Source organism: Yinghuangia seranimata (assembly GCF_029953285.1).
GTDB lineage: Bacteria > Actinomycetota > Actinomycetes > Streptomycetales > Streptomycetaceae > Yinghuangia > Yinghuangia seranimata.
The window spans coordinates 1-926 of the sequence record NZ_JASAOI010000111.1; the positions used below are offsets into that span (position 1 = coordinate 1).

1 protein-coding gene is annotated in these 926 nt (G+C 73.2%); it reads left to right on the plus strand.

Annotated features, from left to right (window positions below; translation table 11 throughout):
- Positions 1 to 139 precede the first annotated feature (139 nt).
- Positions 140 to 926, plus strand: a 787-nt coding sequence (locus QI554_RS43315; RefSeq protein WP_281478976.1) for a transposase family protein, incomplete at its 3' end; no start/stop codon positions are given.

Below are 926 nucleotides of genomic sequence, written 5' to 3' on the forward strand. Positions count from 1 at the left end.
TGAGGTTTTCTCAGTGAAAGCCGTGGGGGCGCGCGGGCGGGAGTTGCCGTGCGCGGTGGTGCGCGGCTCCCGCAGGCGTGAAGCCCCTGGTAAAGCGGGTCGTGTCGAGCGAACACCGCGTCTACCGAAGGGGCTTCACATGGTCTCCCACTCTGCCACGCTGGACGTCCCGCGCATAGTCGTGCAGTTCCTGGCCCGGCTGCTCGCCGCGCACCGCCGTGCGATCGGCACCCCGCACGGGTCGCGCGCGCTGACCCCGTTCCGGCAGGCGGTGTTCGTGCTGCGCTGGTTCCGCGAGCGCGGCTGCGTGCACTGCCTGGCCCGCGACGCCTCGATCTCGCAAGCCACCGGCTACCGCTACCTCCACGAGGGCATCGACGTGCTCGCCGCCGAGGCCGTGGACCTCGAGGACGTCCTGGAGCGGCGCCTGGCCGACGGCACGCCCTACGTGATCCTGGACGGCACCCTGGTCCGCTCCGACCGCGCCGCCGGGCTCCGCGAGACCGGCACGCACTGGTGGTACGCGAAGAAGAACCACGCCTTCGGCGGGAACGTGCAGGTCCTGGCCGCGCCGAACGGCGACGTCCTGTGGGTCTCACCCGTCGAACCCGGCTCCACCCCGGACATCACCTGCGCACAGCGCCACGCCCTGCCCGCCCTGCACCGCGCCGCCGCCCGCGGCCCGCCCGCCATCGCCGACAAGGGCTACCGCGGCGCCGGCATCGGGATCCACCACCCCGCCTTCCCCCGCCACCACGGCCGCGAAGCCGACCTGCACATCAACACCCGCACCCGCAACGCCCTCATCCGCGGCCTGCGCGGACCCGGCGAACGCGCCATCGCCCAGCTCAAACAACGCTGGCGCGCCCTCCAACACGTCACCCTCAGCCCCGAACGCATCGGCGCCATCGCCCAGGCCGCCCTCG